We start from the raw sequence: 24,585 nt of genomic DNA, 5'->3' as shown, positions 1-24,585 counted from the left end.
CTGCCACTTCCGTGTAGCCCTTGAGCTGGCTGCGGTTGCTGCCGGTGACCTCATTGAGGATGACGTTGGCGGCACCGCCCTGCAGGTTCGGGTTGCCGACGATGATCCCGCCCAGCTGGGAATTGTGCAGCCGCTCGCTGGCATTGTTGAGGATCAGCCCCTGCTGCCCCACGTTGTAGTCGCTGAATTTGTTGTGCGACAGGCCACTGCCGGTGGGCGTGGCGATGTTGACGATCGGCACGCCGTTGCCGGCCTGGCCAACGCTGGTGTTGCCGCCCGCCTGGGCATCCACGGTCAGTTGCGCGGCCGTGGCGACGATGGGGTTAAGGAACATCACCCCGGCAACGATCAGGGCGATGTGCTGGAAAAAGGGGCGGCGAACGTCCATGTGGAAAGCTCCGAATCAGAAAAACACATCCAGGCGGAAATACACCGGCCGTTCACCCTCGGTGAAGGCATCGGGACGTTCCAGGGAATGCGCGAAGGTCACCGAGGCGGCGAGGTGCTCGCCACGCGCGCTGAGTTCCAGGGCATGGCCGCTCATGCGCCCGCTGGCGCCGTCGTTGTGGCTGTCGTGGCTGATCACCCCGACGTCGTAGGCCAGCGCCGCGCCGTACTGCTGCACGAAGGGCTGCAGCGGCGCCCAGGTGACGGGCCGGCTCCAGCGCAGCTGGTTGCGCCAGTAGCCGCCGCTGTCGCCGGACAGCGACTGGTCCTTGAACGCGCGTACCGAGTTGAGCCCGCCGATGCTGATGCGCGAGGGGCTGTAGAGCACGTCCTCGCTCTTCTGCCCGGTGGCCAGGCTGTCGAAACTGAAGCGCTCGCCCCACAGGCTGAAGGGCTGCAGGTAGCTCAGGGTGAGGGTGTACTTGTTGTAGCGGGCGACGGGATCGGAGCCCTGGGGATCACCGTTTCCCTGGGCATCGAAGGCACCGATGCCGCGCTGCCAGCCGGCATCCAGGTTGACGAAGGCGCTGCCGACGCGCCGCCCGTGGTTGAAGCCCAGCTGCCACTCGCTCAGGCGGTTGCTGGAGAAGTCGATGCGGCTGTCTTCGATGAAGTTGTTGCTGCGCACGTGGCCGAACCCCAGGTTGACGGCCGTCTTGCTGACGCTGTCGCGGTGCAGCACCCGCTCGGCGCGCAGGTTGTGGTTCTGGTAGTCGCCGTCGGTCTCGAAGGCGAAGCCATCGATATCGGCGGTGGTGCGGTAGGAGGACTGCCCGTAGTTGTAGCTGAAGGTCCACCAGCCGTAGGGCAGGCTGTAGTACAGGCTCTGGCTGTGGGAATGGCGGTAGCTGTCGCTGACCGCGTCGCGCGAGGCGCGCAGGCTCAGCTGGTCGGCCAGGCCGAGCGGGCTGTCCCAGTCCAGGCCGATGCCCCATTGCTGCTCGCCGGTGCTGCGCTGGCCGTCGTTGTGCCGCGCCAGGCTCGCCCGCCACGGTTTGCTGCGCTCGCCCTGCAACTGCACACGGCTGCCGCCCACCTGTTCGCCCGGCACCAGCTCCAGCTTGGCGAAACGTGACGGCAGGCGGTTGAGGTTCTCCACCAGTTGTTCCAGCTCGCGCAGGTCGAGCACCTCGCCGGGCGCGCCGGGAAAGCTCATGGCCAGCTCTCGGTCACTGGCCAGCGAGGAGCTGTCCAGCCCTTCCAGGCGCCCCTCGACCACGGTGATCCTCAGCGTGCGGGCCGAGAGGTCCTGCTGCGGCAGGTAGGCCCGGGTGGTCACGTAGCCGCGGTCGATGTAGTGGTCGGTGATCGCCTTGAGCAGCCCGTTGAGCTGGCTGACGCCCAGGCAGGCGTCGGCGAAGGGAGCGAGGATCGCCGCACGGTCAGCCTCGGAGAGCAGGCTGGCGCCGCTGATCTCGATCTGTTCGATGGCGAAGCAGCGCTCGTCGGCGCTCGTCGGCGCTGGTCGGCGCGGCGGGCGCCTCGGCCCGGCGCCCCGGCAGTTGCTGCAGCTCCTGCAGGCGCCGTTGCTGCTCCTGCAGCACGCGCTCCTGGCGCTCGCGCAGCAGCTCCTGCTCGCCTGGCGTCTGGGCGCTGGCACTCCAGGGGGACAGGGAAAAACAAAGGCCCAAAGCGACAATTCCATTGCGTGGCAACATGCGTCCATTCCTGACGGGTAACTAGGAATTAGTTGAACGCTCGGACGTTCGATGAGCGATCCGGGTTCCCGACCACCGTCCAAAATCGCCGAACGGCACCTGCCGAATGCGATTCCAGACCCCGAGCGCTGGAGTTCTCGATAACGCACGAAGGCCATAGCGGCGGGCCCTCTAGGAGCTCTTCGAGGGCCCCGATCATCATGAAACAAAAAGATACATAGTGATCCGCACAGGCCGTTCCGGGTAATCGAATGAACGCTGTTCGACCCTCTTCGCTCAATCCAGCTCCTGGCAAAGCAGCTCGAGAAAAGCCGCGACGCCCTTGGGCAGGGTTCGCCCGGCCATCGTCTGGACTTCGATGGTTCGCGCGCTCATCTCGCGGTCTCTGACTGGCAGCACCGCCAGGCGCTCGCGGTCGCTGTGGTGGCGTACGGACAGTTCGCCGAACAGGGTGACTCCGCCACCGGTGGCGGAGAAGGCGATCAGTGCATTGACATAGTTGCTGACCATCACCGGCTCGATCAGCAGCCCCTGCCGACTGCAGGCGATGTCGAAGAGATTGCGCAGGTTGGTGTTCTCCTGCGGCAGGCCGAGCGGGTAGCTCGCCAGTTGCGCGAGGGTGACCTGCTGCTTCGAGGCCAGCGGATGGGTGGTACTCATCACCGCGTGCACCGGTGCCATGCTGCGCTTTTCCACGCGAATGCCGCGTACCGGCGGCGGGCTGAGGGTCAGGCCGATGTCCGAAACGCCCTCCTGGACGCGGCGAGTGACGTTGCTGTTGGAACAGGCGATCAACTCGAAGTGGATGCCGCTGTAGCGTTCGCGAAAACGGCTGATCAACTGGGGCAGGAAGTAGGTCGCCGGGCCTTCGATGCTGGCGATGCGCACCATGCCCTTCTGAATACCTTCCAGCCCGGTGATTTCGTTGACGACCCGCTGCGCCTCCAGACGGGCCCTGCGCGCATGGTCGGCGAGCAGTTCGCCCGAGGCGGACAGGCGAATGCCCGCCTTGGTGCGTTCGAACAGCTGGGTACCCAGCTCCGCCTCCAGCCTGGCGATCTGCCGGCTGACCGCCGAAGGCGCCACGTGCAACTGCACCGAGGCCTTGTTGATCGAGCCCTGGCGCACCACCGCCAGGAAGTAGCGCAGCGCGCTGTCCACCAATACTCGTTCGGTCATTTTCCCAGCCCTCTCCAGGTATTGCCTGAACGGCAATACCATCCTCGAAAAATGCATCTAACGACATGATCGGCGCGAACGCTAGTATCGGCTACGACCCATGAGTGCCCAGCGGCTCTCGGGCACGACTTTCCGCCGAAGACCAGTTGAAGGGGTATGCGAAGATGTACGAGCCGAACGTCCTGCGCCACGCACCACGGAGCCGCAAGCTGCTGGCCATGCTGGCGATGGCCAGCAGCCTGTCGCTGGCCGGCCAGGCCCATGCAGACACCACCGTACACGCGGTGATGCATGCCGCCCTGCGCGCCCTCGATCCGGTCGCCAGCAGCGCCACCATCGCGCGCAACTATGGCTATATGGTCTACGACACCCTGATCGGCCTGGATGCCGACAACCGGCTGCAGCCGCAGATGGCCGAGTGGACGGTGGCCGACGATCGTCTGAGCTACACCTTCACCCTGCGAGACGGCCTGCTCTGGCACGACGGCACCGCGGTGACCTCCCGCGACTGTATCGCCTCGCTCAAGCGCTGGGGCGTGTTCGACGCCGGCGGCAAGCTGCTGATGGCCAATGTCGAGAGCCTGGAGCCGCTCAACGACAAGCAGTTCGTCCTCAAGCTCGAGCGGCCGTTCGGCGATGTGCTCGAACTGATCGCCAAGCCGTCCTCGGTGGCCCCCTTCATCATGCCGCAGCAGGTCGCCGAAACCGCGCCGGGCCAGCCGTTGGCCAACCACATCGGCTCCGGGCCATTCCGCTTCGTCGACGCCGAATTCCAGCCCGGGGTGAAGGCAGTGTTCGAGAAATTCACCGACTACAAGCCGCGTGACGAGGCCCCCAGCGGCACCGCTGGCAGCAAGCGGGTCTTTGTCGATCGCGTCGAGTGGATCAACATGCCAGACATGCAAACCACGGTGAACGCCATCAATAGCGGCGACATCGACTACATCGAACGCACGCCCTTCGACCTGCTGCCGCTGCTGGAGGCCAACCCGGACATCACCAGCGGCGTGCTCGACACTCTCGGCATGCAAACGCTGGCGCGCATGAACTTCCTGCAACCGCCGTTCGACGACCTGCGCATTCGTCGCGCAGCACTGCTGGCCATCCAGCAGAAGGACGTGCTCGCCGCCCTGGTCGGCGATCCGCGCTACTACCAGTTGTGCGGTTCGGTATTCGGCTGCAACACCGAGCAGAGCACCGAGGTCGGCGCCGAATCCCTGCTCAAGGACGGCAATCTGGCCGAAGCCCGGCGCCTGCTCGAGGAGGCCGGCTACGCGAAGACCCCGGTGGTCATTCTGCAGCCTTCGGACGTCGCCACCCTGGCACCGCAACCGATGGTGGTGGCCCAGCAATTGCGCAAGGCCGGCTTCAACGTGGAACTCAAGCAGATGGATTGGCAAACCCTGGTCAGCCAGCGCGCCAGCAAGAAATCCCCGGCCGAGGGCGGCTGGAATATGATTTTCACCAACTTCGCGGTGGACAGCATCTGGAGCCCGGCCGTGAACCCCACGCTGATCGCCACCGGCGACGATGACGCCTGGTTCGGCTGGCCCAAGGACGAGCGCCTGGAAGCGCTGCGCAGCGAATTCTCGCTGTCTACCGACCCGGCACGACGCAAGGCGCTTTCCGAGGCGGTCCAGCAGCGCGCGATGGACCAGGCGATCGTCGTACCGCTGGGCCAATTCCAGAACGTCACCAGCTGGCGCAACGATCTGAGCGACATCGTCCACGGCACGGTCACGGCCTTCTGGGGCATGAAGAAGGCCGACTGATACCTGGCGCTGCGCAGCTGCGGGCGGGCCGCCAACACCTGACCATCTGCAACGGGGATTCCCATGCTCAGTTACTTTCTGCGCCGCCTGCTGACCGCGATTCCGGTCATGCTGGTGGTCGCGCTCAGCGTATTTCTGTTACTGCGCCTGGCGCCGGGCGATCCGGCGACCATCATCGCCGGCGACATGGCCAACCCCGAGCAGGTGGCCAACATCCGCCGGGCCCTGGGCCTGGACGAGCCCTTGCTGAGCCAGTTCCTGCTCTGGCTGGGCCACCTGCTGCAGGGCGACTTCGGCACCTCGCTGATTTCCCAGACATCGGTCGGCTCGATGATCGCCCAGCGCCTGGAACCCACCGTCAGCCTCGCCCTGGCTGCGATCCTGATCACCGTGATGGTTTCGGTGCCACTGGGCGTGATCGCCGCCTGGCGCCAGGGCAGCTGGGTCGACAACCTGGTGATGTCCGGCTCGGTGGTGGGCTTCTCGGTGCCGGTGTTCGTCATCGCCTATCTGCTGATCCAGGTGTTCGCCATCGAACTGCGCTGGCTCCCGGTACAGGGCTTTCGCAGCCTGGACCAGGGCCTGGGCGAGTTCGTCTCGCGGTTGGTCCTGCCGGCCCTGACGCTGTCTTCGGTTTACATCGCGCTGATCGCCCGCATGACCCGGGCCAGCGTCCTCGAGGTGTTGGGCGAGGATTACATTCGCACCGCCCACGCCAAGGGCCTCAGTCAGCGCGTGGTGCTGTTCCGGCATGCGCTGCGCAATGCTGCGGTGCCGATTCTTACCGTCGTTGGCGCCGGCTTTGCGCTGATGGTCTCCGGCGTCGTGGTGACCGAGAGCGTATTCAACATTCCCGGCCTCGGCCGCCTGATCGTGGATGCCGTGCTCGCCCGCGACTACCCGGTGATCCAGGCGCTGATCCTGCTCACCGCCGGCCTCTACGTGGTCATCAACCTGCTGATCGACCTTTCCTATGCGATCACCGATCCGAGGATCCGCTACTGATGAGCCAGACAACCTACCCACCGCTCAGTGGTGCGCGAACGCTGCCGCGCCGGCTCGCCGGGCTGATTCGCCAGCGCCCGCGTGGTACCACGCTGGTGGCGAGCCTCGTCCTCTCACTGATCGTGGCCATGGCGATCTTCGCCCCCTGGCTGACCCACCACGACCCCAGCGAAATCGCCCCGGCCCAACGCCTGCAAGCGATGAGCGCGGAACACTGGCTGGGCACCGACGCCTATGGCCGCGACCTCTTCGCCCGCGTGGTCTACGGCGCGCGGGTGTCACTCACGGTGGGCCTCGGCGTGGCCCTGGCGACCCTGCTGGTCGGCCTGCCTCTGGGGCTGCTGGCCGGTTACTTCCGCAGTATCGACGCGCTGCTGATGCGTTTCATGGACGGCCTGATGGCGATCCCCGGGATTCTCGCGGCCATCGCCATCGTGTCGCTGACCAGCGCCAACCTGTGGACGCTGATGATCGCCATCATGATCCCGGAGATCCCCCAGGTGGTACGGCTGATCCGCTCCCAGGTCCTGTCGATACGCGAAGAGGCCTTCGTCGAGGCCGCCGTGCTGATGGGCACGCCCACGCATACCATCATCCGCCGCCATCTGATGCCCAATACCCTGGCCCCGTTGATCGTGCAGTGCACCTACATCTGCGCGGCGGCGATCCTCACCGAGGCGACCCTGTCGTTCCTCGGTGTCGGCCTGAGTTCGGAGATCCCGACCTGGGGCAACATCATGGCCGACGGGCGCACCTTCTTTCAGCTCAAGCCTTCGCTGATCTTCTGGGCCGGCCTGCTGCTGTCACTGTGCATTCTGTCGGTCAACCTGCTCGGCGACGCGGCGCGCGATGCCCTCGACCCGAAAATGCAGCGCCGGGAGGGCTGAGCATGAACGACACACGCCCCGTCCTGCAGGTGGAGAACCTGCACATCGAGACCCTCGGCGACCAGCCGCGGCCGATCCTCAACGGCATCTGCTTCGAGGTTCACGCCGGCGAGACCCTGTGCCTGGTCGGCGAGAGCGGCTCCGGCAAGTCGGTCTCCTCGCTGACCACCATGGGCCTGCTGCCGCAGGGTGCCTTGCGGGCCAGCGGCGGACGCATCCTGCTCGACGGCGAGGATCTGCTGCAGGCCACGCCGGCACGCCTGGCCGCGCTGCGCGGTAGCCGCATGGCCATGATCTTCCAGGAGCCGATGACCGCCCTCAATCCGGTGCTCAGCGTCGGCCGGCAGCTGGACGAGGTCCTCGCGCAGCACACCCACGACAACGCCGCCGCGCGCCGCGAACGGGTGCTGGCCGCACTGCAGCAGGTGCACCTGCCGGACATCCAGCGCATCCATGACAGCTACCCGCACCAGCTCTCCGGGGGCCAGCGCCAGCGCATCATGATCGCCATGGCGCTGCTGCTGAAACCGCGCCTGCTGATCGCCGACGAACCCACCACGGCACTGGACGTCACCACCCAGCACCAGATCCTCAAACTGATCCGCGAGCTGCAGGACAAGCACGGCACCGCGGTGCTGTTCATCACCCACGACATGGGCGTGGTGGCGGACATCGCCGACCGCGTCTGCGTCATGCACCTCGGCAGCATCGTCGAGCAGGGCCCGCTGCGCCAGGTACTGGCCACCCCGCAGCAGGCCTATACCCGCGACCTGCTGGCGGCGGTGCCGAGCCTGACGCCGCGCGCGCCACGGCCGGCCAGCGGGCCTCGCCTGGTGCTCGATGTCGCCGAGCTGCACAAGGTCTATGCCGGCCCCCGACGCCTGCTGCGCCGCCTGCGCACCGCCACCGCGGCCGTGCAGGATGTCAGCTTCCAGCTCTACGAGGGCCGCACCCTGGGTATCGTCGGCGAGTCGGGTTCGGGCAAATCGACCGTGGCGCGCTGCGTGATGCGCCTGACAGACCCGACCTCCGGCGCCATCCGCGTCGCCGGGCAGGACATTTCCGAGCTGAGCCCGGCGGCGCTCAAGCCACACCGCCAGCGCATCCAGATGATCTTCCAGGACCCCTACCGCTCGCTCAACCCGCGGCGCAGCGTCGGCCAGAGCCTGATCGAGGGGCCGATGAACTACGGTGTGCCGCGCGAGCAGGCACTGGCACGCGCCAGCGAATTGCTGGCCCTGGTCGGCCTGCCGGCGGATGCCATGCAGCGCTTCCCGCACCAGTTCTCCGGTGGCCAGCGGCAACGCATCGCCATTGCCCGGGCACTGGCCATGGAGCCCTCGGTGATCGTCGCCGACGAGGCGGTATCCGCCCTAGACGTGTCGGTACAGGCGCAGGTCCTGGCGCTGCTCGACGACATCCAGAAGCGCCTGGGCATCGCCGTGCTGTTCATCACCCACGATCTGCGCGTGGCCGCGCAGATCTGCGACGACGTGCTGGTGATGCAGCGTGGCCAGGTGGTCGAGTACGGCCCCGCGCAGCAGGTGCTCGGTGCCCCGCAGGCCGCGTACACGCGCCAGCTGATCGAGGTCGCACCTGGGCGCTCGTGGGATTTCGCCGCCTTCGCCCCGGCCTCCTGATTCGCCGCGGTGCCCTGGCACCGCATCCTTCATCCCGCTTGAACGAGACCCTCACATGCAACCTTGCGACTTGAGTGCGCAGCAAGCGCGCCGCCTGCTGGCGAGCAAGAAACTCTCCGCCGTGGAACTCGCGGACAGCTGTATCGCCCGCGCCGAGGCGGTCAACCCGGCGGTCAACGCGTTGGTCGCCGCCGACTACGAGAACATGCGCCTGGCCGCCCGCGAGGCGCAGCGCGCCATCGACCGCGGCACCCCGCTCGGCGCCCTGCACGGCCTGCCGCTGTGCGTGAAGGACATGGTCGACGTCAACGGCCTGCCCACCACCTTCGGCAGCACGATCTACGCCGCCAACATCGCCCGCGGCGACGACCCGATGGTCGCCCAGTTGCGCGACGCCGGCGCGCTGGTCATGGCCAAGGCCAACAACCCCGAGTGGAGCGCCGGTGGCAATACCCGCAACGCGGTCTACGGGGTGACCGCCAACCCCTTCGACCTGAGCCGCTCGGCAGCGGGTTCCTCCGGCGGCTCGGCGGTGGCACTGGCCTGCGGCATGGCACCGCTGGCCACCGGCTCGGATACCGGCGGCAGCCTGCGCAACCCGGCGGCGTTCAATGCCGTGGTAGGGTTTCGCGCCACGCCGGGCCTGGTGCCCGGACACAACCGCCCGCTGGGCTGGTTGCCCATGTCGATCAACGGACCGATGGCACGTACCGTCGGCGACGTGGGCCTGATGCTGTCCTCGATGATCCGCGCCGACCGCCGCGACCCCTGGGTACCGGTGATCGACGGTGCGCTGGCACACGACGCCGCCGGGTATCGCCAGTTGCCGCCGGTGGACCTGTGCAGCGCCAGGATCGCGGTGACCAGCGACTTCGGCTTCACCCTCACCGAACGCCTGGTCGCCGACAGCTTCGCCGACAAGCTGACGCGCTTCGGCCATGTCTTCGCCCAGTGCGAGAACGCCCATCCCGACTGCAGCGACGCCGACGACACCTTCGCGGTGATCCGCGCGCTGGGCTTCTCGGGCCATCATCGCGAATTGCTCTACCGCCACCCGGAGCAAATGGGGCCGAACATCACCGACAACATCCGCGAAGGCGAAAGCTACTCGGCGCTCGACGTGGTCCGCGCGCTGGGCAACCAGACCCGGCTGTACCGCCACTGGCAGGCGTTCTTCGAGGAGCACGATTTCATCCTCGCCCCGACCACCACCATCAGCCCGCGTGACTGGCACGAACTCTACCCCGAGCAGATCGACGGCCGCCCGACGCAGAGCTACTACCATTGGCTGTCGCTGGCCTACGCCTCGACCCTCGCCGGCCATCCTTCCGTGACCCTGCCCGCCGGGCGCGACCGCAACGGCATGCCGTTCGGCCTGCAGATCATCGGCCGTCGCGGCGACGACCTGCGGACCCTGGGCTTCGCCGCCGAGCTGGAGGCCCTGTTCGCCGACGACCTCGAACTGCGCCGCCCGCAGGTGGACCTGGACTACCTCACGCGTGCCACGCCACTGCGCGAGGCCGAAGGCTTCCTCGGTTTCGCCTGAGCCAACGTCTCCACAGGAGCGGGACATGACCGATTGCCTCGCACAACCCCTGGCTGGCAGACACCGCCGCCAGCCAATGCAAGAAGGCACTGCTGCGCACAGGGGCGTGACGGTGATCGAGTACACCTGCGACTGACTACAGCATGGCGGTAGCCCGGGGATGCGCCGAAGCCGCCAGCCTGCTGCGCAGCCACTTCGTCGACGCCGGGGGCACCACTGCGCTGTTGCTCGGCAAGGCCGTAACGGCTCAGCGGCTCCATGCGCGGTTCCCGGCCCTAGGCGTGACCGTGGACAACGCGCCACCACCGATCGTCTACTTGCCCGGCGCCGACGGCGCTGGACGTGGAGCGCCCCTCGGCGTTCGTCGGCCCGGTGATGGAACCGTTGCTCGACGGTATCTACACGGCAACCGGCGAGCACCTGCCTGGCCCTGTTGCGCGACAGCGAGAACCTGGCCCTGGACCTCTCGGCCGTGGCCGGAGCTGTTGGCTTCGCGCGGCTGGGCGCGCATCAGGAGAAACTGCCTGCGGCACTGGCCGGCATCGACCCGGCGCGCGACTGCAGATACCGTCTTGCTCGGTACCTCGCAAGCGTCAATTCGCCATCGAAAGGCATCCCCTATCATCGGTAGGGTGGACAACGCTCTTTTTGTCCACCATTGCGGTTACAGAGCGGTGGACGGATAAAGCGTCGTCCACCCTACGAATGGCCGCTAACGCTCCCTTTGCGGCCATCGCAGGCAATCTGTCGGCTAAAGATCATTGTCGTTCAGCAACGGTACATCACATGGCAGGCCGTAGATACAAGGGTGGGCAGAGCATGCGCTACCTGGCACTCGAGGCGCCGCGAACGGCACGTTCGAGCACGCGGTAAACAGGCGGCTCTCGCCGCCCCTTCCGGCCTGCGGAGCGTGTCATCGCGTGTTCGCCACACGCTGACGCCAGGCCGTGATGCCCCTCGACGGCTCGCCCTCCTGTGCTTGTGGTGGCGCAAGTGCCCCCCTAGAATGCGGCGATGCAAAATGACCTCGATCAACGACTCACATCCCTCAATCCCGCCCAGCACCATGCGGTCACCACACCGCCTGGCCATCAGCTGGTGCTGGCCGGTGCCGGCTCCGGCAAGACCCGCGTGCTGGTGCACCGCATCGCCTTCCTGATCCAGCGGCTGGGTGTCTCGCCCCACAGCATCCTCTCGGTGACCTTCACCAACAAGGCCGCCGCCGAGATGCGCCATCGCATCGAAGAGGTGCTCGGGCAGAGCCCGGCCGGCATGTGGGTGGGGACCTTCCACGGCCTCGCGCACCGCCTGCTGCGGGCGCACTGGCGCGAGGCCGGGCTGGCCGAGAACTTCCAGATCCTCGACTCCGACGACCAGCAACGCCTGGTCAAACGGGTGATCCGCGAACTGGGCCTGGATGAGCAGCGCTGGCCGCCGAAACAGGCGCAGTGGTTCATCAACGGGCAGAAGGACGAAGGCATTCGCCCGCAGGGCATTCAGGCCAGCGGCGATCTGTTCCTGGCGACCATGCGCGGCATCTACGAAGCCTACGAAGCGGCCTGCGCCCGCGCCGGGGTCATCGATTTCGCCGAGCTGCTGCTGCGCGCCCTGGATCTGTGGCGCAACAATGCGGGCCTGCTGGAGCATTACCAGCGCCGTTTCCGGCACATTCTGGTGGACGAGTTCCAGGACACCAACGCCGTGCAGTACGCCTGGCTGCGCATCCTCGCCATGGGCGGCGAAAGCCTCATGGTGGTGGGTGACGACGACCAGTCGATCTATGGCTGGCGTGGCGCGAAGATCGAGAACATCCAGCAGTTCGACAGCGATTTCGCCGGTGCCGAGATCATCCGCCTGGAGCAGAACTATCGCTCCACGGCGAACATCCTCAATGCCGCCAACGCCTTGATCGCCAACAACCAGGGGCGCCTGGGCAAGGAATTGCGCACCGACGTCGGCGACGGCGAGCTGATCAGCCTGTACGCCGCCTTCAACGAGCACGACGAAGCCCGCTACGTGGTCGAGACTATCGAGGATGCCCTGCGCAAGGAGGGCCTCAAGCGCAGCGAGATCGCCATTCTCTATCGCTCCAACGCCCAGTCACGGGTGCTGGAAGAGGCCCTGCTGCGCGAGAAGATTCCCTACCGCATCTACGGTGGCCAGCGCTTCTTCGAGCGTGCCGAGATCAAGAACGCCATGGCCTACCTGCGCCTGATCCACCAGCGCGGCAACGACGCGGCCCTGGAGCGGGTGATCAACGTCCCGGCCCGAGGTATCGGCGAAAAGACCGTGGAGACCCTGCGCCAGTTCGCACGGGCCAACGAGTTGTCGATGTGGGCCGCGCTGCACGAGGCGGTGGGCACCAAGGTCATCGGCGGGCGCGCCGCCAGCGCCCTGAATGCCTTCGTCGAGCTGGTCGATACCCTGGCCCTGAAGGTCGAGGGCATGCAGTTGCACGCCATGGCGCAGCTGGTCATCGAGCAATCCGGCCTGCTGGCCTATCACCGCGACGAGAAGGGCGAGAAGGCCCAGGCCCGGGTGGAAAACCTCGAGGAGCTGGTCTCCGCCGCACGCGCCTTCGACTCCTACGAGGGCGAGGACGGCGACGACGAGCAGACGCCGCTGGCCGCCTTCCTCGGCCATGCCTCGCTGGAGGCCGGCGATACCCAGGCCGCCGAGAACGAGGACAGCATCCAACTGATGACCCTGCACAGCGCCAAGGGCCTGGAGTTCCCGCGGGTGTTCCTGGTCGGCATGGAAGAGGGTCTGTTCCCGCACAAGATGAGCCTGGAAGAGCCCGGTCGGCTCGAAGAAGAACGTCGCCTGGCCTACGTCGGCATCACCCGGGCCATGCACAACCTGGTGATCAGCTACGCGGAAACCCGCCGGCTGTACGGCAACGAGACCTACAACAAGGTGTCGCGCTTCGTGCGCGAGGTGCCCGCGCCGCTGCTGCAGGAAGTACGCCTGTCGAACAGCGTCAGCCGCCCCTACGGCAGCGGCAGTCGCAGCATGAGCGGCAGCAGCCTGTTCGCCGGCAGCGCGGTACCCGACACGCCGTTCAGCCTCGGCCAGCGTGTGCAGCATTCGCTGTTCGGCGAAGGCACCATCCTCAACTTCGAGGGTTCCGGCCCACAGGCGCGGGTACAGGTGAACTTCGAGAGCGAGGGCAGCAAGTGGTTGATGCTGGCCTACGCCAAGCTCGAGGCACTCTGAGCGGTTGGAAGACAGCCCAGCCGCATAGCGACCGACTGGCGCGGCGCCAGTCCCCCGGCCGGGCAAAAGCTCGAAACATTCTGTTGCTGGTCATGCCGGCCCGCCACGGGCAAGATGCCCCTCAGTGTTTCAATAACCAAGAGAAAACCGATAATGCAGCGTTTCCTCAGTATTGCCCTGGTGCTCTGCCTGGGCCTGTCCTTCAGTTTCACTGCCGACGCCAAGCGAATGGGCGGCGGCAAGTCCTTCGGCGCCGCGCCGAGCCACCAGACCCGCCAGGCCACGCCGCCCTCCCAGCCCAACGCCAACGCAGCCGCGCCTGGCCGTACGCCGGCGGCCGCCAGCGGCGCGTCGCGCTGGCTCGGTCCGCTGGCCGGCCTGGCCGCCGGTGGCCTGCTGGCTTCGATGTTCATGGGTGATGGCTTCGAAGGCCTGCAGATCATGGACATGCTGATCTTCGGCCTGATCGCCTTCCTGCTGTTCCGCTTCCTGGCCGCCCGTCGCCAGAAGCAGCAGCCGACTGTCGCGGCTGCCGGTGGTGCCCCCTTCCAGCGGGAGGCCCATGGCCAACCGCCGTCGGCTCAGCCGTCGATCTTCGGTGGCGGCAGCGCCGCTGCGATCAAGCCGGTGATCAACGCACCTGCCTGGTTCAACGAGCAGAGCTTCATCAATGCCGGTCGCGAGCATTTCCTGAGCTTGCAGCAGCACTGGGATGCCAACGAGATGGACAAGATCGCCGAGTTCGTGACCCCGCAACTGCTGGAGTTCCTCAAGCGCGAGCGTGCGGATCTGGGTGATGGCTTCCAGTCCACCTACATCGACAACCTCGACGTGCAACTGGACGGTGTCGACGACCACGCCGACAAGACCATCGCCACCCTGACCTTCAGCGGCGTGTCGAAGACCTCGCGTTTCGACCAGGGCGAAGTCTTCAGCGAAAGCTGGCGCCTCGAGCGCGCGACTGGCGAAAACCAGCCTTGGCTGGTCGCCGGTATCCGCCAGAACGGCTGATCCCACGCGGCATAACGAAACCCGGGCTTGCCCGGGTTTCGTGTTTTTCGGCGCTGGTTTTCGGGAACCCGTGCGAAACGGCCCGGTCATTGGCAACAAGCCCCGTGCAAGGCTCATATGCAGAGCGCCATGGCGTTTTGCCTTTTTTCGACTTGTGGCTATTTTCCATTCAGCGTAAAAAGCTGCGCTATTGCACAAGCATCCAACCAGACGACAGCGAACCTGGCGTTCGTCCGCTTCGTGCTTTCCACATCCCGAGAATCGCCGACCTCTACTGGAGCCGCCCGTGGAAGAAGTCATCGAACAACTGCGTGAACTGAACGAACCGGTGCCGGTGCCCCTGGAGTTGCCGGACGAAGAACTGCTGGTGGAGATCGAGGAGCAGATCCTCATCAACCTGCCGTTCGAACTGCGCGAATTCCTGCTCAAGGTCAGCGACGTGGTCTACGGTCGCCTGGAGCCGGTGACGGTCACCGACCCACAGTCGCACACCTACCTGCCGGAAGTGGCCTCGGTCGCCTGGTCCCTGGGGGTATCCCGGGAGCTGGTGCCGATCTGCGAGGATCAGGGCAACTACTACTGCGTCGAGCAGGATGGCACCGTACTGTTGTGGGACGGCGAAGAAGAGGACCTCACCGACGACAGCTGGGACTCGGTCTGGCACTGGGTGCGTGAAGTCTGGCTGGAGGAATGACACCACGCACGGGCGGCTGGCGCTCAACGCCAAGGCAGGTTCGCTTGCAAACAACACTCAAGGGCGCCTGTTGGCGCCCTTGTCGTTTCAGTGATGGCCGGGTGTATCGGGCTTGTCGAGCGTTTCGAACAGGGCGATCTGCAGGCGTGTGTGCACGCGGATGAACCAGCGCCACAGCACGGCCACCACAGCGGCGGCGACGACACCGACCAGCAGCAGCATGTCGTTGGACGGCAGGATGCTCGACGACAACGCCGTCAGCAGCACCATGATGCCGACCAGCGAGAGCAGCGGAATCACCTCGGAAATCACCTTGCGCACCCGCGCCGTATGGCGGCCGGCTTTCTCCTGGCGCACGCCCATCTCGGCGAGCAGCATGGAGAGCGCCTTGATCTTGCGGTATGCCGCGATCAGGCAAGGCAACGACAGCAACAGCGCAGCGCCCCAGATCACCGCCTTGCGCAGGTTTTCCTGATCGAGCCACTGCCCCAGCCAGGCGCCGATCTGCGCAGCGAAGAAGGCGATGCCGAGGAAGATCGCCACCACGAACGCCAGGTTGACCAGTACCTGCAGGACGATCTTGCGGATCATCCCTGCCAGTATCGCGCCCTGGCCTTGCGGCTGGATGCTGCGCAGCCACTCGCCATACAGCGAGAACACCCGCGACACGCGCTGCGGCATGACCTTACCCAGGCTCAGCGCCAGGGGGTCGGCCGAGCGGATCAGGTACGGCGTGGTCAGGGTGGTGATCACCGAGACGGCCACCGCCACCGGGTAGAGGAAGTCGCTGGTCACCTGCAGGGTCATGCCCAGGGTGGCGATGATGAAAGAGAACTCGCCGATCTGCGACAGACCCATGCCGACGCGCAACGAGGTGCGCCCGTCGTTGCCGGCGATGAAAGCACCGATGCCGCAGGAGAACACCTTGCCGACGATAACGGCGACGGTGATCACCGCGATCGGCCAGGCGTATTCGATCAGTACGTTGGGGTCGAGCAGCAGGCCGATGGCGACGAAGAAGATCGCGCTGAACATGTCGCGAACCGGTTCGACCAAACGCTCGATCTGCACCAGCTGGCGCGATTCGGCCATGATCGCGCCGATCAGGAAGGCGCCCAGCACCATGCTGTATTCCAGCTTGACCACCAGCAGGCAGAAACCGAAGCACATGCCCAGCACCGCCACCAGCAACATCTCGTTGCTCTCGAACCTGGCCACGTAGGCGAGGATGCGTGGCACCAGGATGATGCCGATGACCAGGGCGACGATCATGAACAGTGACAGCTTGCCGACGGTGGCGAACACCTCGCCGGTTTCCACGCTGCCGCTCAGGGCGATACCGGAAAGCAGCGCGATGATGCCGATGCCAAGGATGTCCTCGACGATCAGGACACCGAAGATCAGTTGGGCGAAGCGCTCGTTCTTCATCTTCAGGTCGCCGAGCGCCTTGATGATGATGGTGGTCGAGGAAATCGCCAGGATGGCGCCGAGGAACAGCGAATCCATGGTGCTCCAGCCGAAATAGCGGCCAATCTCGAAACCGATCCAGATCATCAGGATGATTTCCAGGAACGCCGCGATGAAGGCGGTGGCACCGACGTTGAACAGCTTGCGCAGGCTGAACTCCAGCCCCAGGCAGAACATCAGGAAGATCACCCCCAGTTCGGCGAGGGTGCGGATGGTCTCTTCATCGTGGATCAGGCCGAAGGGCGGCGTATGCGGGCCGATCAGGAAGCCGGCGAGGATGTAGCCGAGCACCACCGGCTGCTTGAAGCGGTGAAACAGTACGGTGACCACCCCGGCCACCAGCATGATCACCGCTAGATCCTGGATGAAGCTGATGGCATGCATGACGGAACGGCTCCTTGTTTTTGGACAGGCAGGCACCAGCTCGGGCGGCGGCTCGATGGCGCATGCAAGGTTGCTGAAAGAGGGGGATGCAGGTTCGTTGCTGAACCGCTTCGACCGCAGGTTAACATCCGAGTCGTAGCCGTCGCGACATGGCAATATTCGGAAACATTTGCCACCAAGCGCACGCCATACGCGGCGTTACAGGCACCTGCGCAAAGACGTGCGACGCCGTTTCCAGGTCACCGGCAACACGTGGCACGGACGCCTTCACTGGCGTTGGGCATGCCCCCTCGCTCCCACAGAGGAACGCCGCATGACCGTCAGCGGCAGCCGCGAACCTGCCGCCAGGTCATGGCCGAAATCGGCGCACAGGCCCCTGTAGGAATTCGCCTTGCTGGTGATCCTGGATCGCGCTGAGGCCCCTCCATGGCCTGTGGTCGAGCGGCAATACCCAGGGCAGCCGTACCCGGGTATCGTCACAAAGCAGCTGTCAGCGCTGTTGCTGCTGTGGTTCGGCACTGACTTTCAGGTAGTTGCCCGCCACGTTGATACCTGCGCCCCCGTATTGCTGGCACTGCGCGTCAAAGACTTCCAGTACCCGAATATCCAGACCTTCTTGAAACAGCTCGACGGCACAGCCCCGCAGCAGATCGGCGGCCGTCAGTTGAAAATAGGCTTTCTCGCCTTGCAGCGCGCCCTGCAGATCACCGATGGCAGCCGGGCCGTACTCTTCGACCTTGGCACCCGCACGCAACGGAGAGAAATGGGCGCGATAGCTGCCATCCGGCTGGCGATTGATGTCCAGGCTGCTCCACAGCGCCGATCCGGAATAACGCAGATAGTGCCCCTCGAGGCTGGCGCCAAGGGCTTGGTAATCGAGCCCGGCGGATACCGAACGCAGGTTCTGGCGGGTAGCCGCCCCCTGCATGCCGTCGTTCAGGGCCAGGTTCAACCAGGCCCGTGCCTGGCCCGGTTGCCGGAGGCGCAGGCTGGTCACCACCAGATTGTTCAGGGCCAGTTCGCGGGCGGCGCTGTCCTGCGCCTGCTCGGCACGCCGCAACTGGCGCTCGAAGGCATCGGTCGCCTCGTCGTAGCGGCCCGCCTGATAGGCTGCGGTACCGGCAGCGTTGCACAGGCTGACGCTGTTGCAGGCCTGCGGGGCGCCCTGGGCGGCACCGACCAGCAGCAACAGCAGGGCATGGGAAACGAAAATGCGCTTCATGGATCTTCCTTGTCGAGGAGTGGCGGACATTGCCCAAGCGGCTTGAAATACTCTTACATACGTCACAGCAATCGAGTACATAGACACAATCGACCAGCCAGCGCCGTACACATGGCGGACAATCGCGCCCTTTCAACCTGACGAGCCAGAGATTATGGAACCCGGAAACGCCCAACTGACGATGACCGTGCTGATGACCCCGGACATGGCCAATTTCTCCGGCAATGTACACGGCGGCACCCTGCTCAAGTACCTCGACGAAGTGGCCTACGCCTGCGCCAGTCGCTACGCCGGTCGCTACGTGGTGACGCTGTCGGTGGACCAGGTGACGTTTCGCGAACCGGTACACGTCGGCGAACTGGTGACCTTCCTCGCCTCGGTCAACTATACCGGCCGGACATCGATGGAAGTGGGCATAAAGGTGATCACCGAGAACATCCGCGAGCGCTCCGTGCGCCACACCAACAGTTGCTTCTTCACCATGGTGGCGGTCGACGAGCAGGGCAGATCCACCGAAGTGCCGCCCCGTCAACCTCAGACATCCGAGGAGCGTCGGCGCTTCGATCAGGGCCAACAGCGCCGCGAGATCCGCCAGGAGCTGGAAAACCGCTACCGCGCCCTCAAAGGCGAGGCGTGACAAGGTCTAGCGCACCCGCAGCATGCACGGACACATCCTGTATAAAGACCCTTTAGTTATAAGTAAATTTTTAATATAAAATATCGGTCTTTATGGTCGGGCAATCCGACCCTGGCCGCTATGCTGTTCTGCGCTGTATTCCCTGCCGCGCAGGCATGCCAGGCCCTTCTGTTCATAGGGAGAACGCATGCCTCATCACACCCCCCTGATCGCGACCATCGCCGCCGGCTTCGTGCTGGCCTACCTGTTCGGCAGCCTGGCCAACCGCCTGCGTCTGTCGCCACTGGTAGGCTACCTGCTCGCAGGCGTGGTCGTCGGCCCTTTCACGCCAGGCTTCGTTGCCGACAAGGAGCTGTCCCACGAAATATCCGAGATCGGCGTGATACTGCTGATGTTCGGCGTGGGCCTGCACTTCTCCCTCAAAGACCTGATGTCGGTCAAGCACATCGCCATTCCCGGCGCCGTGGTGCAGATCGCCGTCGCCACCCTGATGGGCATGGGCCTGTCCTGGGCGATGGGCTGGGGCTGGGGCGCCGGCCTGGTATTCGGCCTGGCACTGTCGGTGGCCAGTACCGTGGTATTGCTGCGCGCCCTGGAAGAGCGCCAGTTGATCGACACCCGCCGCGGCAAGATCGCCGTGGGCTGGCTGATCGTCGAAGACCTGGTGATGGTGCTGGCGCTGGTGCTGCTGCCGGCCCTGTCCGGTGTACTCGGTGGCATTCCTCAGGGCGACGGCTCCAGCAGCATCGGCATGCAGTTGCTGATCACCCTCGGCAAGGTCAGCGCCTTCGTCGTGTTGATGATCGTCGTCGGACGTCGGGTCATTCCCTGGTTGCTGGAACGCAGCGCCGGTACTGGCTCGCGCGAGTTGTTCACCCTGGCCGTGCTGGCCATCGCCATGGGCATCGCCTATGGCTCGGCGCAGCTGTTCGGGGTGTCCTTCGCCCTGGGTGCGTTCTTCGCCGGGATGATCCTCAACGAGTCGGAGTACAGCCACAAGGCAGCCGAAGACTCGCTGCCGTTGCGCGACGCCTTCGCCGTGCTGTTCTTCGTCTCGGTGGGCATGCTGTTCAACCCGTCGATCCTGCTCGACCAGCCACTGCTGGTGCTGGGCACCTTCCTGGTCATCGTGCTCGGCAAATCCCTGGCGGCGATGTTGATCGTGATGGCGTTCCGCAAACCCCTGAGCACGGCGCTGACCATTTCGGTGAGCCTGGCGCAGATCGGTGAGTTCTCGTTCATCCTGATCGGCCTGGGCATCGGCCTGAATCTGGTGCCGGAAGCGGGCCGCGACCTGGTGCTGGCCGGCGCGATCCTTTCCATCCTCTGCAACCCGCTGCTGTTCCTGCTGATCGACCGCCTGCAGCCATGGCTCGATCGCCGCGAACACACCACGCCGGCCGATCAGGTCAGCGTGGCGGACAGTGAAGACAACGACCTGCACCCGATCAGCGAAGTCGGCCACGCCATCCTCATCGGTCATGGCCGTGTCGGCAGCCGGATCAGCAAGCGCCTGCGTGGCGAGGGCGTGCCGCTGGTGATCATCGACGACAACCGTACCCGCGCCCAGGAACTGCGCGAGGAAGGCTTCAGCGTGGTGCTCGGCAACGCCGCCAGCACCCACGTGCTGGAGTTGGCCAACGTCGCCCAGGCGCGCTGGCTGATGATCGCCATCCCCAACAGCCTGGAGGCCGGGCAGATCGCCCTGCATGGCCGTCAGGCCAATGCCGGCCTGGACATCATCGCCCGCGCCCACTTCGACGATGAGGTCGATTACCTGCGCGAACACAACGCCGACCTGGTGGTGATGGGCGAACGGGAAATCGCCCGGGTGATGTTCGAGCGCCTGGGGCTGCAGCCCCCCGCTCCGATCGCCCAGTAGGCCGACGGCGCTGCCCTGTCGTTGCTCTCGGCAGCGGCCGGAGGGCTGACGATAGGTTCATTCGTCAGCCCGGGACGCGGCAATTGCAGGGGCAGTGAACCCATCGAGGGCGGCACCGGCCATGGCAGATCAGGTAAGCTGAGCGCCCATCGTCCCGAGCCCGTGCCCCATGCTGACCCTCGGCAACCTGTTCATCCTGCTGCTTCTCGGCGCCGCTGCCACCTGGCTGTGGCACGGCCACGGTATTCGCGAGCGCGCGCTGACGCTGGTCAAGCAGCACTGCGGCAAGCTGGATATCGAACTGCTCGACGGCAACGTCGCCTTCCAGCGTTTCGCCATCGTCCGTGATGGCCGTGGCAACCGTCGCTTCGCACGGGTCTACGGCTTCGAGTTCACGGTCACCGGCGAACAGCGCCATGGCGGACGCATCGTCATGTTCGGCGCGCACCTGGGCCAGATCGAACTGGACCCCTACCCATTCCGCGAGCCTTCGCCAGCACTGCCACCGACGCCGACGCCGACGCCGAGAAAAAGCCAGTCTGGCCAGGTGATCGAGCTGCAACAATGGCAGCGTGACCACCCAGGCCCACGGGATCGATCGGGCTGATCGACGCTGTGCTATGGTCGCCGCTCATCTGCCTGGCGAATCCGCTTTCATGTCGTCCCGCTCTCTGCGCCTCGCTCTGCTGACGATCCTGCTGGTCGTGGGCCTGGGCCTTTCTGCCTACCTGGCCGAACGCCAGGCCGAGCGTCATCGCCTCGCCGAAGCCGGGCAGCAGGCACAGGAACAACTGGCCGCCTATGCCGGCACCCTGCAGACCCTGATCGACCGCTATCGCGCCTTGCCGGCGGTGCTGGCGCTCGACCCCGAGCTGAAGGAGGCCCTGCAGCATCCGCTCACCCCGATGCTGCAACACCGCCTGAACCTCAAGCTGGAAGCCATCAACGCCGCTGCCCATTCCTCGACGCTGCAGGTGATGAATGCCGAAGGGCTGGGCGTTGCCGCCAGCAACTGGCGCCTGCCGACCAGCTACGTCGGCCACGACTACAGCTTCCGCCCCTATTTCAGCGAGGCGCGCGGCCAGGATACCGGGCGCTTCTATGCGGTGGGCGTGACCAGTGGTATCCCCGGCTACTTCCTGTCCCACGCGGTACGCGATGGCAGCGGACGGTTTCTCGGTACCGTGGTGGTCAAGTTGGAATTCCCCGGCATCGAGCAGGCATGGAGCCAGAGCCCCCACGTGTTGCTGGTCAGCGACCGGCAGGGCATCACCTTTATCGCCAACCGTGCCGCCTGGCGATACCGCGAGCTGCTGCCTATCTCCACGGCCATGCGCGAAAGGCTCGCAGCCACCCGCCAATACGACAAGAAGCCCCTGGCGCCGTTGAATTACCGGCAGCGCCAGTCTTTCGGCGATGAAGGCCGCCTGGTGCGCGTCGACAGCCCGGATCTGGCCGGCGACTACCTGTGGGAAACCCGTGCCCTGAGCAGCGAGGACTGGACGCTGCACCTGCTGCGCGACACCCGCAGCATCGACGACAGCGCGCATGCCGCCAGCCTGGCTGCCGGCGGTGCATGGCTGGCGCTGTTTCTGCTCGGCCTGGTGGTGCATCAGCGCTGGCGCATCGCCCGGCTGCGCCAGCGTGCCAGCGATGACTTGCAGGCGCTGGTCGAGCAACGCACGGCGGCGCTGCGAACCGCCCAGGAGGGCCTGGTACAAGCCGCCAAACTGGCCGCCCTGGGTCAGATGTCCGCGGCCCTCGCCCACGAGATCAACCAGCCGCTCACCGCCCTGCAGGTGCACCTCGGCACGCTGCGCATGATCCTCGCCGATGGCGAGCTGGAAGAGGCGCGCCAGTCCCTGGTGCGTCATGAAGAACTGCTGCAGCGCATGGCCGCCCTGGCCGGGCACCTGAAAACCTACGCCCGCAAGAGCCCCGGCGGCTTGCGCGAAACCCTGGAGCTGGGCGCCGTGCTCGACAAGGCCCTGCAGCTGCTGGAACCGCGCCTGCGCGATGTCCAGGTGCACATCCGGCGCACGCCGGAGCAGCCCGCCTGGGTGGCCGGCGATGCGATACGCCTGGAACAGGTGCTGGTCAATCTGATCCGCAATGCCCTCGATGCGATGCAGGATCACCCCGCCCCATGCCTGTCGTTCGAGCTGATACTCGCAGACGCTCACTGGTCGCTGCATATCGACGACACGGGCGCGGGTATCGATGCACAGGCATTGCCGCAATTGTTCGATCCTTTCTTCACCACCAAACCAGTCGGCGATGGCCTGGGACTCGGCCTGGCGGTGTCTTACGCCATCGTGCGTGAACTGGATGGCGACCTGCAGGCCAGCAACCGCCCCGAAGGCGGCGCCCGCTTCACCCTGCGCCTGCCCGCCGCCAACGCCCCACAGGAGTTCGCATGATTCCCAGCGTGATTTTCGTCGATGACGAGGCACCCATCCGCGAAGCGGTGCGCCAATGGCTGGAGCGCTCCGGCTTTCAGGTACAGCTGTGCGCCAGTGCTCGCGAGTGCCTGGAACTGCTGCCCGAGGACTTTCCCGGGGTGGTGATCAGCGACCTGCGCATGCCGGGGATGGATGGCATGGCACTGCTGGAACAGGTGCAGGCCCGCGACGCCGAACTGCCATTCCTGCTGGTGTCCGCCCATGGCGACGTGCCCCAGGCCGTGGAAGCCATGCGCCTGGGCGCCTACGACTTCATCGAGAAACCCTTCACCCCGGAGCGCCTGCTCGGCAGCCTGCGCCGCGCACTGGAAAAGCGTCGACTGACCCAGGAGAACCGCCAGTTGCGCCAGCAGGTCGAGCACAAGGACGAGTTGGCCGGACGCCTGCTCGGGTTCTCCACGGCCATGGTGCAGCTGCGTCGGCAGGTGCTGGAACTGGCGCGAACGCCGGCCAACGTATTGATGCGTGGCGAAACCGGCAGCGGCAAGGAGCTGGTCGCCCGCTGCCTGCACGACTTCGGCGCGCGCGCCAACGGCCCCTTCGTCGCCCTCAATTGTGCGGCCATCCCGGAAAATCTCTTCGAGAGCGAACTGTTCGGCCATGAGAGCGGTGCCTTCACCGGCGCCCAGGGCAAGCGGATCGGCAAGCTCGAACATGCCAACGGCGGCACCCTGTTTCTCGACGAAATCGAAAGCATGCCCCTGGGCCAGCAGGTCAAACTGCTGCGTGTGCTGCAGGAGCGCCAGCTCGAGCGGCTCGGTTCCAATCAGGTGATCGCCCTCGACCTGCGCGTGGTGACCGCCACCAAGCCGGATCTGCACGAGCGCGTACGCGAAGGACGATTCCGCCAGGATCTGCTGTACCGCCTGAACGTCGCCGAACTGCAGTTGCCCGCGTTGCGTGAACGCCGTGAAGACGTACCCATGCTGTTCGAGCACTACGCCCGGCAGATCGCCGAGCGTTTCGAACGCCCGCTGCCGACGGTCACGCCCGCGCTGCTGGCCCATCTGCTGGCCCACGACTGGCCGGGCAACGTGCGCGAGCTGGTGAACGCTGCCGAGCGCCATGTGCTGGCATTGTCCGGCTCCGAGAACCCGTCAGCCGCTGTGGATAACTCGCTCGGCGCACGCATGGAAAGCTTCGAGGCACAGTGCCTGCGCGAAGCCCTGGCCAGCTGCCACGGCGACATGAAGCGGGTCACCGAACTGCTGCAACTGCCGCGCCGCACCCTGAACGAAAAGATGCAGCGCCACGGCCTGCTGCGCACCGACTTTCTGGAAGGCGAGCCCCCAGCCGCGCGCTGACCCCTGCCGGCAACATTCCGCCAGGTCGCCCTCGGGCCTGGCGGAATGCTGCCAGACCTTCCCGCTCCGATCTCGTCTCGAGCCCCACTGGCCGGGCCTCGCTGCGCCTGGCACAGCTTCTGCAACGAGCCCGCCAGCGCATTGCCATGCGTACAAGAATAACGAGATCGAG

General features: G+C 65.7%; 17 protein-coding genes and 1 pseudogene. 13 read left to right on the top strand and 5 right to left on the bottom strand.

All coding sequences use genetic code 11. The features are described from left to right. The 3 genes and pseudogenes from BLR94_RS26590 to BLR94_RS26580 form a co-directional block, all read right to left on the bottom strand. On the bottom strand, window positions 1-388 hold a 388-nt coding region (locus tag BLR94_RS26590; RefSeq protein ID WP_139207525.1), incomplete at its 3' end, for a two-partner secretion domain-containing protein. A 15-nt stretch (window positions 389-403) separates the two neighbouring features. Continuing rightward, window positions 404-2,105 (bottom strand): annotated as a pseudogene (locus tag BLR94_RS26585) (ShlB/FhaC/HecB family hemolysin secretion/activation protein). A gap of 276 nt (window positions 2,106-2,381) precedes the next feature. Then, window positions 2,382-3,284 carry a LysR substrate-binding domain-containing protein gene (locus BLR94_RS26580; RefSeq protein ID WP_084308907.1) on the bottom strand — a complete coding sequence of 301 codons (903 nt, stop codon included), beginning with the start codon at window positions 3,282-3,284 and terminating at the stop codon, window positions 2,382-2,384. Between the two features lie 164 nt (window positions 3,285-3,448). Between BLR94_RS26580 and BLR94_RS26575 the strand changes: the two genes are divergently transcribed. From BLR94_RS26575 to BLR94_RS26540, 8 genes are all read left to right on the top strand, one after another. Beyond that, entirely contained in the window at window positions 3,449-5,056 is a 1,608-nt protein-coding gene (locus BLR94_RS26575) for an ABC transporter substrate-binding protein (RefSeq protein ID WP_084308908.1), read from the top strand. A 63-nt stretch (window positions 5,057-5,119) separates the two neighbouring features. Then, a complete protein-coding gene (locus BLR94_RS26570) occupies window positions 5,120-6,061 on the top strand; it encodes an ABC transporter permease (RefSeq protein ID WP_084308909.1) in 942 nt (313 codons plus the stop codon). Continuing rightward, window positions 6,061-6,948 carry an ABC transporter permease gene (locus BLR94_RS26565; protein ID WP_084308910.1) on the top strand — a complete coding sequence of 296 codons (888 nt, stop codon included), beginning with the start codon at window positions 6,061-6,063 and terminating at the stop codon, window positions 6,946-6,948. The genes BLR94_RS26570 and BLR94_RS26565 overlap by 1 nt, the downstream gene beginning before the upstream one ends. Window positions 6,949-6,950: 2 nt before the next feature. Beyond that, window positions 6,951-8,588: an ABC transporter ATP-binding protein gene (locus BLR94_RS26560; protein WP_084308911.1), complete on the top strand. Its 1,638-nt coding sequence runs from the start codon at window positions 6,951-6,953 to the stop codon at window positions 8,586-8,588. A gap of 55 nt (window positions 8,589-8,643) precedes the next feature. Continuing rightward, window positions 8,644-10,134 (top strand): amidase, encoded by a 1,491-nt coding sequence (locus tag BLR94_RS26555; RefSeq protein ID WP_084308912.1) that lies wholly within the window; start codon window positions 8,644-8,646, stop codon window positions 10,132-10,134. Between the two features lie 1,014 nt (window positions 10,135-11,148). Beyond that, window positions 11,149-13,350 (top strand): DNA helicase II, encoded by a 2,202-nt coding sequence (gene uvrD, locus BLR94_RS26550; protein ID WP_084308913.1) that lies wholly within the window; start codon window positions 11,149-11,151, stop codon window positions 13,348-13,350. Window positions 13,351-13,503: 153 nt separating this feature from the next. Next, window positions 13,504-14,361, top strand: coding sequence for a Tim44 domain-containing protein (locus BLR94_RS26545; RefSeq protein WP_084308914.1), 858 nt, complete (start codon window positions 13,504-13,506; stop codon window positions 14,359-14,361). Window positions 14,362-14,647: 286 nt separating this feature from the next. Continuing rightward, the gene (locus tag BLR94_RS26540) at window positions 14,648-15,055 is read left to right on the top strand and encodes an SMI1/KNR4 family protein (RefSeq protein ID WP_070882474.1); all 408 of its coding nucleotides are present in this window, start codon (window positions 14,648-14,650) and stop codon (window positions 15,053-15,055) included. A gap of 87 nt (window positions 15,056-15,142) precedes the next feature. Here BLR94_RS26540 and BLR94_RS26535 read toward each other — a convergent pair whose 3' ends face one another. Both BLR94_RS26535 and BLR94_RS26530 read right to left on the bottom strand, forming a co-directional pair. After that, on the bottom strand, window positions 15,143-16,906 hold the full coding sequence (locus tag BLR94_RS26535) for a cation:proton antiporter (RefSeq protein ID WP_084308915.1): 1,764 nt from the start codon (window positions 16,904-16,906) through the stop codon (window positions 15,143-15,145). Between the two features lie 490 nt (window positions 16,907-17,396). Then, window positions 17,397-18,128 (bottom strand): tetratricopeptide repeat protein, encoded by a 732-nt coding sequence (locus BLR94_RS26530; protein ID WP_084308916.1) that lies wholly within the window; start codon window positions 18,126-18,128, stop codon window positions 17,397-17,399. 154 nt (window positions 18,129-18,282) lie between these two features. Between BLR94_RS26530 and BLR94_RS26525 the strand changes: the two genes are divergently transcribed. The 5 genes from BLR94_RS26525 (at window position 18,283) to BLR94_RS26505 (ending at window position 24,413) form a co-directional block, all read left to right on the top strand. Next, on the top strand, window positions 18,283-18,765 hold the full coding sequence (locus BLR94_RS26525; protein WP_084308917.1) for an acyl-CoA thioesterase: 483 nt from the start codon (window positions 18,283-18,285) through the stop codon (window positions 18,763-18,765). 187 nt (window positions 18,766-18,952) lie between these two features. Continuing rightward, window positions 18,953-20,647: a YbaL family putative K(+) efflux transporter gene (ybaL, locus tag BLR94_RS26520; RefSeq protein ID WP_084308918.1), complete on the top strand. Its 1,695-nt coding sequence runs from the start codon at window positions 18,953-18,955 to the stop codon at window positions 20,645-20,647. A gap of 169 nt (window positions 20,648-20,816) precedes the next feature. Further along, on the top strand, window positions 20,817-21,254 hold the full coding sequence (locus BLR94_RS26515) for a DUF3301 domain-containing protein (RefSeq protein ID WP_084308919.1): 438 nt from the start codon (window positions 20,817-20,819) through the stop codon (window positions 21,252-21,254). 49 nt (window positions 21,255-21,303) lie between these two features. After that, window positions 21,304-23,067: a sensor histidine kinase gene (locus tag BLR94_RS26510; RefSeq protein ID WP_084308921.1), complete on the top strand. Its 1,764-nt coding sequence runs from the start codon at window positions 21,304-21,306 to the stop codon at window positions 23,065-23,067. Then, window positions 23,064-24,413, top strand: coding sequence for a sigma-54-dependent transcriptional regulator (locus BLR94_RS26505; RefSeq protein WP_084308920.1), 1,350 nt, complete (start codon window positions 23,064-23,066; stop codon window positions 24,411-24,413). The genes BLR94_RS26510 and BLR94_RS26505 overlap by 4 nt, the downstream gene beginning before the upstream one ends. Window positions 24,414-24,585: the final 172 nt, after the last annotated feature.

It is taken from the genome of Phytopseudomonas flavescens (assembly GCF_900100535.1).
In the GTDB taxonomy this organism is placed as follows: domain Bacteria; phylum Pseudomonadota; class Gammaproteobacteria; order Pseudomonadales; family Pseudomonadaceae; genus Aquipseudomonas; species Aquipseudomonas flavescens.
Note: the sequence above shows the minus strand (reverse complement) of the source record. Positions and strands in the feature narration are given on the sequence as shown.

Bases quoted from the DNA above. Each gene is read 5' to 3' on its own strand.
- BLR94_RS26580 (WP_084308907.1), bottom strand. From the start codon at position 3,284: ATGACCGAACGAGTATTGGTGGACAGCGCGCTGCGCTACTTCCTGGCG.
- BLR94_RS26575 (WP_084308908.1), top strand. From the start codon at position 3,449: ATGTACGAGCCGAACGTCCTGCGCCACGCACCACGGAGCCGCAAGCTG.
- BLR94_RS26570 (WP_084308909.1), top strand. From the start codon at position 5,120: ATGCTCAGTTACTTTCTGCGCCGCCTGCTGACCGCGATTCCGGTCATG.
- BLR94_RS26565 (WP_084308910.1), top strand. From the start codon at position 6,061: ATGAGCCAGACAACCTACCCACCGCTCAGTGGTGCGCGAACGCTGCCG.
- BLR94_RS26560 (WP_084308911.1), top strand. From the start codon at position 6,951: ATGAACGACACACGCCCCGTCCTGCAGGTGGAGAACCTGCACATCGAG.
- BLR94_RS26555 (WP_084308912.1), top strand. From the start codon at position 8,644: ATGCAACCTTGCGACTTGAGTGCGCAGCAAGCGCGCCGCCTGCTGGCG.
- uvrD (WP_084308913.1), top strand. From the start codon at position 11,149: ATGCAAAATGACCTCGATCAACGACTCACATCCCTCAATCCCGCCCAG.
- BLR94_RS26545 (WP_084308914.1), top strand. From the start codon at position 13,504: ATGCAGCGTTTCCTCAGTATTGCCCTGGTGCTCTGCCTGGGCCTGTCC.
- BLR94_RS26535 (WP_084308915.1), bottom strand. From the start codon at position 16,906: ATGCATGCCATCAGCTTCATCCAGGATCTAGCGGTGATCATGCTGGTG.
- BLR94_RS26530 (WP_084308916.1), bottom strand. From the start codon at position 18,128: ATGAAGCGCATTTTCGTTTCCCATGCCCTGCTGTTGCTGCTGGTCGGT.
- BLR94_RS26525 (WP_084308917.1), top strand. From the start codon at position 18,283: ATGGAACCCGGAAACGCCCAACTGACGATGACCGTGCTGATGACCCCG.
- ybaL (WP_084308918.1), top strand. From the start codon at position 18,953: ATGCCTCATCACACCCCCCTGATCGCGACCATCGCCGCCGGCTTCGTG.
- BLR94_RS26515 (WP_084308919.1), top strand. From the start codon at position 20,817: ATGCTGACCCTCGGCAACCTGTTCATCCTGCTGCTTCTCGGCGCCGCT.
- BLR94_RS26510 (WP_084308921.1), top strand. From the start codon at position 21,304: ATGTCGTCCCGCTCTCTGCGCCTCGCTCTGCTGACGATCCTGCTGGTC.
- BLR94_RS26505 (WP_084308920.1), top strand. From the start codon at position 23,064: ATGATTCCCAGCGTGATTTTCGTCGATGACGAGGCACCCATCCGCGAA.